The organism is Candidatus Coatesbacteria bacterium (genome assembly GCA_014728225.1).
Classification (GTDB): Bacteria; RBG-13-66-14; RBG-13-66-14; order RBG-13-66-14; family RBG-13-66-14; genus WJLX01.
Genome location: WJLX01000168.1, coordinates 19379 through 27150, shown reverse-complemented (window position 1 = coordinate 27150; position 7772 = coordinate 19379). Strand labels below are relative to the sequence as shown.

5 protein-coding genes are annotated in these 7772 nt (G+C 66.0%); 3 read left to right on the top strand and 2 right to left on the bottom strand.

All coding sequences use genetic code 11. The features are described from left to right. Positions 1-418: 418 nt before the first annotated feature. Together GF399_12120 and GF399_12115 are read right to left on the bottom strand one after the other, a co-directional pair. A complete protein-coding gene (locus tag GF399_12120) occupies positions 419-1342 on the bottom strand; it encodes a site-specific DNA-methyltransferase (GenBank protein MBD3401058.1) in 924 nt (307 codons plus the stop codon). A 77-nt stretch (positions 1343-1419) separates the two neighbouring features. Next, positions 1420-2289 (bottom strand): prepilin peptidase, encoded by an 870-nt coding sequence (locus tag GF399_12115; GenBank protein ID MBD3401057.1) that lies wholly within the window; start codon positions 2287-2289, stop codon positions 1420-1422. Between the two features lie 52 nt (positions 2290-2341). Here GF399_12115 and GF399_12110 point away from each other — a divergent pair, with 52 nt between their 5' ends. The 3 genes from GF399_12110 (at position 2342) to GF399_12100 (ending at position 7685) form a co-directional block, all read left to right on the top strand. Then, the gene (locus tag GF399_12110; GenBank protein MBD3401056.1) at positions 2342-3952 is read left to right on the top strand and encodes a hypothetical protein; all 1611 of its coding nucleotides are present in this window, start codon (positions 2342-2344) and stop codon (positions 3950-3952) included. Positions 3953-4004: 52 nt separating this feature from the next. Further along, on the top strand, positions 4005-5204 hold the full coding sequence (locus GF399_12105; GenBank protein MBD3401055.1) for a peptidoglycan DD-metalloendopeptidase family protein: 1200 nt from the start codon (positions 4005-4007) through the stop codon (positions 5202-5204). A 243-nt stretch (positions 5205-5447) separates the two neighbouring features. Then, on the top strand, positions 5448-7685 hold the full coding sequence (locus tag GF399_12100) for a T9SS type A sorting domain-containing protein (GenBank protein MBD3401054.1): 2238 nt from the start codon (positions 5448-5450) through the stop codon (positions 7683-7685). Positions 7686-7772 lie beyond the last annotated feature (87 nt).

Genomic DNA, 7772 nt, shown 5'->3' with positions numbered 1-7772 from the left:
TACGAGCTATCTCTTTGCGTTTAGCTCTAGGTAGCTTCGTCTATCTGGGTCGATGGGTATCTTTCCCGCCGCAACTCTCACATTTTTCATCTGCCGTCGGCCAACTTCTAGTGCGCTCTACCCATCACGTATGTTATCAGGGCGTTACATATGTGCCTCGGTCCGAACACGGTAGACGATCCCTTCTGTAATCAGGAGATAAATATGGTCAGGTTAAAAAGCAACACAGGTATACGGCAGCAGTCGAGAGAGATACCTCATTAGCTAATCGTCACTCAGCAAACCACCTTTTCTGTATGTGCATATTTGTTATAATATAAGCGTAACTACCCAGGTATTGAAAACCAGCAGTCTTGTTCGTTTGCATTTACTCATCATCACCATGACGAAAGGTTTCCGGGTGAACCTCGAGGTCCCCCTACGTCCGCTTGCCGCATTCTAGATCAAACTCCAGCTCCGGGAACTCCTCCCGCAGGCGGCGCTCGGTCAGCTCGAGGGCCGCCGGATTGGCGTCGACGCCGATCCAGCCCCGGCCCAACGCCTCGGCCGCCGCCGGGGTGGTTCCGCTGCCGCAGTAGGGGTCCAGCACCACATCGCCCGGGTTCGACGAGGCCCGGATGATGCGCTCCAGCAGCGCCCGGGGCTTCTGGGTCGGATAGCCCAGCTTCTCCCGGGAGAAGCTCATGATCATGATCGAGTTCAGCTCGTCGGCGGGGTGGCAGTTCCAGGTGTCCTCGAGGGGCACCCCCGGGCCGCTGGGGATCGCCCCGTCGCGCCGCCGATAGCCGGGGGGGTAAGCCAGATATTCCTTGTTGAAGGTGAAGCCCGGCCCGGCGTAGTACAGCAGCACGTCGTGGTTGCGGACCCAGTTGCGCGCCCGGCTCTTGAAGCCCGACACCCAGCCCACCCGCCAGACGATCTCCCGCTGGAATTTTTCCTTACCCAGGACAGTGTCGAGCAATACTTTGAGGTAATGGCTCGCCGTGGGATCGCAGTGCAGATACACAGAGCCCGCCGGTTTGAGCACCCGGCGGACCTCGACGAGGCGGCGTCCCAGCCCGACCAGATAGGCCGCCAGGGCGTCGTCGCCCAGCTCATCGCGAACCAGGCGAACCAGCCCGGCGACGCCGGGGGCGGCGGTTGGCTCGGCCAGCTCGGCCAACTCGCCCTCGACGGTCGCATCCCAGCGCCAGACGTCGGCGAAGCCCCGGTCCCGCAGGCGTCGCTCGACGCCGGTGTTGAAGGGCGGGTCCAGGTAGACCAGGTCGACGCAGGCGTCGGGGATGCGCTGCCGCAGGACGTCCAGGCAGTCACCGTGGTGGAGCTGACGGGTGGTGGTCATGCTCGGTGGTCGTGCTCGGTGGTCGTGCTCGGCGGATCGCGGCGGGGTTCACCACGGCCGGGTTGGTGGGGGGGGCGCTACAGCGCCAGATACCAGCCGAGGATCAGCTCCCCGGCGAGGAAGGCCGTCATCCCGCCCACGGCCAGGAAGGGACCGAAGGGCAGCTCCCGCTGGCCCGTCACCGCCCAGCGCACGCCGCCGACGATCGCTCCGAGGACCACGCCGATGAAGGCCGCCAGCAGGACCAGCTTCCAGCCGACGAAGGCGCCGATGGCGGCCAACAGCTTCAGATCTCCGCCTCCCAGGGCCTCGCGCTTGAAGATCAGCCGCCCCAGCAGGGCGAACAGCAGCAGGAAGCCGCCGCCGACGAGAATGCCGAACAGGCTGTCCAGGGGGTCCAAGCCGAAGGGCAGCAGGCTGGCCGCAAAGCCGATGAGCGCCAGACCCAGGGTCAGCCCGTTGGGGATCAGCCCCTCCTCGAGGTCGATGACCGCGGCGACCAGCAGACCGGTGAACAGCAGGCAGCCGGTGACGGCCTGGAAGTTGAAGCCGAAGCGCAGAAAAACCCCCAGCCAGCCCAGGGCGTTGCCCAGCTCCACCAGGGGATAGCGGGGGCTGATCCTCTCGCCGCAGTGAGCGCACTTGCCCCCCAGGGTCAGATAGCTGAGCACGGGGATTTTCTCGTCGGCGGTCAGCGGGGTTTCGCACCCCGGGCAGAAGCTGCCCGGGTGGACGATGGACAGCTTACGCGGCAGACGGTGGATCAGGCTGTTGGCGAAGCTGCCGAAGACCAGCCCCAGGATCCAGACCACGAAGGCGGCGACGAAGAAATGCACGGAACTCCCGCTCGGTTGTCCAAGGTACGAGTTTATCTTACCACAGGGCGCGGCGGGGCGTCGCCGGAGCTTGACTGGCGATGCGGACGCCGGTATACTGCGGATGTACACTTAAGCTGCACCGAACCGTCACGCGGCGGGGCCGCCACGGAAAGGGAAGGCGATGGACTCCGAGCCCGCCAAGAGGTCATTCCTGCGCCGCCGCCGGCCCCTGTTGCTGGTCCTGCTGGTCCTGGCGGGGCTGTTCGCCTACCTCGCCCTGGCCTCCACGGCGGCCAACGAGGGCTCCTTCACCTACACCCTCGACGACGCCTATATCCACCTCGAGCTGGCCCGCAACCTGGCCGAGCACGGCAGCTGGGGCATCGAACCGGGGCGGTTCGACGCCGCGGCCAGCTCCCTGGGCTGGCCCCTGCTGTTGGCCCTCGCCACCCTGATCTTCGGCAACGCCGTCCTGGCCCCGCTAATCCTGGCCGTCAGCGCCGCCGGGGCGCTGATGTGGATCATGGAGGGCTATCTGGACCGGCTGGGCGTCGAGGCGCCCTACCGCCCGCTGATCCTGCTGGCGGCCTTCTACATCTCGGCCGCGCTGTTCGGCGTTTTCAGCGGGATGGAGCACGTGCTGCATCTCATCATGGTCGCCGCGCTGCTGCTGGTCGTCCTGCCGACCCTCGACGAGGAGCGCCGGACCTGGCGGCGGGCGGAATGGCTGAGCCTGTCCTTGGCCCTGCTGGCGGTGACGGTGCGCTACGAGTCCCTGTTCGCCGTGGCCGTGGTGGTCCTGCTGGCCCTGCTGCGCAAGCGCTGGCTGTTCGCCGCGGCCCTCGCCGTCGCCGGCTGGCTGCCCGTGGTGGTTTACGGCCTCGTCTCGACGGCCAACGGCGCCTACTTCCTGCCCAACTCGATCCTGGTCAAGACCCTGACGCGGGACGCCGGCTACCTCGAGCAACTCCTCACCAACGTCTACACCACCCTCAGATACAATATCACCTATACGATCGGCCTGGGCTCGGCGGCCGTGCTGTGGGTTGTCCACTGGCGGAAACACGGCTTCTGGCATCCCATCGGACGCCTGGCCTTTTGCGTGCTGGGGGCGTCCCTGTTCAGCCTGTTGATGTTGGGCTCCGATTACCGCTACCACATCTGGGTCATCTTCCTGCTCTATCTTGTTGCGGCGCTCCTGGCCTGGTCACTGCTGACCCGGCTGCGGAGCCGGCTGGAGGAGCATCCCCGACTCAAATGGGCCCTCATCGCTCTCGTCGGTCTGTTGCTCCTCCACCGCTTCTTCTTCGTCCTTCCCGAGCACCCGCTGCAGGCCACCCGCAACATCTACCGCCAGCAGCGCCAGACGGCCCGCTTCCTCGATCGCTACTATGCCGACGAGGCCGTCGCCGTCAACGATATCGGCGCCGTGGGCTACTACGCCGACGTCGAGGTCCTCGACCTCTGGGGTCTGGCCTCGCAGGAGGTCGCCGAACTCAAGCTGGCCGGAGCCTACGACAGCGCGGCAATCAAACGGCTGGTCGCCGAGCGCGACACCGCCTGCGCCGTGGTCTACGACGACTGGTTCCGACCCTACGGTGGACTGCCGACGGACTGGATCGCCTGCGCCCGCTGGACGATCCCCGACAACGTCGTCTGCGGCGGCGACACCGTAACCTTCTACGCCTTCGACGAAGCCGGCGCCGCCGCTCTGCGCAAACACCTGGGCGAGTTCGTCCCGGAGCTGCCGCCCGAGGTCGTAGTGACTGCGCTCAACGACGCGCAGCCTTGACCGGCGCCGAATCCCCTGCTAAATTGAAACCGTCACCCAGCCCCATACCGCGATGAAACGCTGCCTGGCCTACCTGCCCCACGTCGTGTTGACCCTGGCCGTCCTGCTGGCTCTGGGGGCCTTCGTCGAGGAGACCGCCGGGGGGGTCGAGGAGCTGCGCGCCGAGCTGGCCGCCATCGAGAACGATCTGGCCAAACAGCGCGAGGCCCGTGACCGCGTCCGCGATCAGGAGCTGGGTATCCTGGCCGAGCTGCAGTTGATCCAGCAACAGGCCGAGCAGGGACGCAACAGCATCCAGCGCCTGCAGACCGCCCGCAACCAGGCCGGCGAGCTGGCCGACGAGGCCCGGGCCGAGGTCGAACGACTCGAACGCCGGGCCGACGAGCAGCGCGAGCTGTTGGGCCGCCGCCTGACCCTGTTGTATCTCGTCGGTCGGGAGAAGGGCGAGCGCTTCATCTTCAGCGCCGGCGACTTCGCCTCGATGGGCCGCCGCTTCATTTTCCTCAAGGCCTTCGCCGCCCAGGACCGACGCATCTACGAGGACATCCAGCGCGCCGTCGCCGAGCAGGAGACCCACCGCCTCGAACTCGAACAGGCCCTCGAGATCATCGAAGACTCCAAAGCCCGGGCCGAGGAGCAACAGGTGCTCTACGAGGAGGACCTGGAACGCAAGCGCGACCTGCTCGAGCGGGTTCAACGCGAACGCTCGGCCTATGAGGCCGTCATCCGCGAAAAAGAGCGCGCGATGACCAACCTGCAATCCAAAATCAACGACATCATCGCCGCCGAGGCCTCCGCCGAGACCGGTCGCGAGCTCTCCGCCGCCGAGATCCCCGACGCCGGTGTCTGGACCTCCGAGATCCCCGCCCTGCGCATCTGGCCCACCGAAGGCCGAATCATCCGCTACTACGGCCGCGTCGAGGACCCCACCTACGGCACCACCACCAAGTCCGACGGTATCGACATCGCCGCCCCCGCCGGCCAGTACTTCGTCAGCGTCCTCCCCGGCGAGGTCATCTTCGCCGACTGGTTCCAGGGCTACGGCAAGATGCTGATCATCAGCCACGAAGACGGCGTCCATACCGTCTACGCCCACGCCGAGGACCTGCTGGTCGGCGTCAACGACACCGTGGCCGAGGGCCAGCGCATCGGCCGCATCGGTTCGACGGGCTCGATCACCGAGCCCAGCCTGCACTTCGAGATCCGCAAGGCCGGCCGCGCCGTCGACCCCCTGTCCTTCCTGGCGCAGTAAGCCAACGCCCCGGTCGGTCGAGCGGCCGTTGAAAAACGGCCCGACCCACCCTCCCAACCCCCGCCCGACCCGGCGCCGGAACCGGCACGGTTTTTGCGGAGGCGCGACGCCCACGCCGCTCGCGGCGGCGCCGAGATGCAAAAACCGTGCCGGTTCCGGCGCCGGGCAACCCCTCGTTAACGTCCAAGCGCGGCGGCCGTTTTTCAACGGCCGGTGCGGGTTGCAGTACCGAAGGAGGTCGTCATGTTCAAGGGAAATGGCCTGGTTCGCTGCGCCGCGTTGTTGTTGCTCCTCGCCGTTTCGGCCCCGGCCCTGCAGGCGCCGGCGTGGGGCGAGTACCCCGTCCATCCCGAGCTCCTTCACAAGTTGGGCCCGGAGAGAGATGCCACCTGGGCTTATCCGCTGCCGCCGGAGCCTTCGGGCTCGGACCTGCTGGACCTGGATTGGTACATCGAGTTCTATCCACCGGCGGAGGATATTGTCGCCACGGCCGTCTGGACCATTACGCCGACGGAGGCTCTGCAGGACGAGCTGGTGCTGGAAATGGGCGAGGAGCTGGCCATCGACGGTGTTTACTACGAGGGCTCCCCGGCGGATTACAGCCGGGACGGCTGGTATGTGCGCATCGAACTGGAGCCGGCCCTGGCGGCGGGCCAGACCGCCGAGGTGCGCATCGACTACCACGGCCAAGTATCAATTATCGATTATTACAGCGAGGGAATGCAAATGAGGTTCAGCCATCACCAATGGCGTCAACAAACCCACCTCTATTTGCCCTGCTTCGATTACCCCTCGGACAAATTCACCATCACCCAGCGCCTCAACGTCCCCGCGGGCTGGACGATGCTGGCCAACGGCGTGCTGGAGGAGGTCGTCGACGGCGGCGACGGCCGTCAGACCCACGTTTGGCGGATGAACCACGACTGCGCCATGTACCTGATGTGGTTCGGCGGCCGCCCCGCGGAGGAGCTGACCTACATCGAGTTCGCCTCCGAGCCCTTCCCCATCGGTTACTTCTGCCATCCCGACGAGGCGGATCAGTACCGTCAGAACTACGCCTACATACCAGACCTGATCGTTTGCTACGAGGAGCATTTCGGCCCCTACGGCTTCGATGTCCTTTATCATCAAACACTTAATTTGGGGATGGAGTGGCAGGCGATGAGCGATCGGCCGATCGTCCATGAGGACGCCCACATGTGGTTCGGCGACCTGCTCTCCCCGGCCCACTGGCACCACTCCTGGCTCAACGAGGGCTTCGCCACCTGGAGCGAGGCCTTCTGGCCCGAGCAACCCGAAGGCGAAGGCGATCCCATCGCGGTGCGCGAGAGATGGCACTCCTCCTACATAGGGCGTTTCTATGGCTGGGATTGGCACCTGAGGCCCATCGTCTGTGACACCCTCAGCGCACCCCTGATCTATGACAAGGGCGCCTTCGTCGTCGAGATGTTGCGGCGGGAGCTGGGCCAGGAGGCCTTCTACGACGCCCTGCGCGACTACGTCGCCCGCCACCGTTACGGTAACGTGCTGACGCCGGACCTGCAGATGGCGCTGGAGGAGCACTACAGCAGCGAAACCCACGACGACCTGTCCTGGTTCTTCGACCAGTGGGTCTACTCCCCCGGTCACCCCTATTACCACTGGAACTGGGAACTCGACGACTCCGGCGGAGAGCCCGCGGTCACCGTTTATCTCAACCAGGTCCAGCCCACCTTCTACGGCACACCCTACGAGTTCGAGACCTGGGTCGATGGTTACATCCGTTACGTCGATACCACCGAACAGCCCTTTTCCCTCTACAATGAGCATCGGCGTCAGTCCTTCAGCATCCCCCTGGAGCAGGACGCCGAAGATGTATTGTTCCTCCGGCTCAACGAGGAGTACACCACCCCCTGCCTGACCAAGCTCGTCCCCAACGCCCTGGAGCTGACGGCCGCCGTCGAGGGCGCGGGGATTCGGGTCAACGGTGAGGTTATCTACGGGGCCTTCGACGGCCTGCGCCTCTACCGGGTGGCGACGGATGCCGGCTACCTGCTGGACGACCCGGCGCCCTACGACGACTGGGAGCTGCTCAACGAGTACCCGGGCGACGGCGGCTTCGTCTTCCACGACACCCGCCTGCCCGGCCCCGGGGAATACAGCTACGCCGTCTATGCCGAGGACGCCGGCTACCCGCTCTACTTCTATTCCAACGCCGTCGACTGGGCCGAGCCCGCCCCGGCCCGGGCGGCGGTCAGTCTGCCCTGGCCCAACCCCTGCGGCTACCGCGTCCGGGTGGCCGTCGAGCTGCCCGCGCCGGCGACGGTCGAGCTGACCCTCTACGACCTGGCCGGCCGCCGGGTCCTCGGCCATAGCGAGCCCCTGGCCGCCGGGCGCCACACCGTCGAACTCGACGTCGGCGACCTGGCGACGGGGATCTACCTGCTGCGGGCCCGCGGCGGTGACGCCGACGAGCTGCGCCGCCTGGTCATCAGCCGCTGAGCTTCACCGCCGCCTCCGGATAAGGATGAAAGGCGATGCGTTGCCGCGTCATCCCGGCGATGCCGCTCGCGGCGGCGCCGGTTTGAG

What these genes read in the sequence shown, in the direction of transcription:
- GF399_12105 (MBD3401055.1), top strand. Translation starts at nt 4,005, where the DNA reads ATGAAACGCTGCCTGGCCTACCTGCCCCACGTCGTGTTGACCCTGGCC.
- GF399_12100 (MBD3401054.1), top strand. Translation starts at nt 5,448, where the DNA reads ATGTTCAAGGGAAATGGCCTGGTTCGCTGCGCCGCGTTGTTGTTGCTC.
- GF399_12120 (MBD3401058.1), bottom strand. Translation starts at nt 1,342, where the DNA reads ATGACCACCACCCGTCAGCTCCACCACGGTGACTGCCTGGACGTCCTG.
- GF399_12110 (MBD3401056.1), top strand. Translation starts at nt 2,342, where the DNA reads ATGGACTCCGAGCCCGCCAAGAGGTCATTCCTGCGCCGCCGCCGGCCC.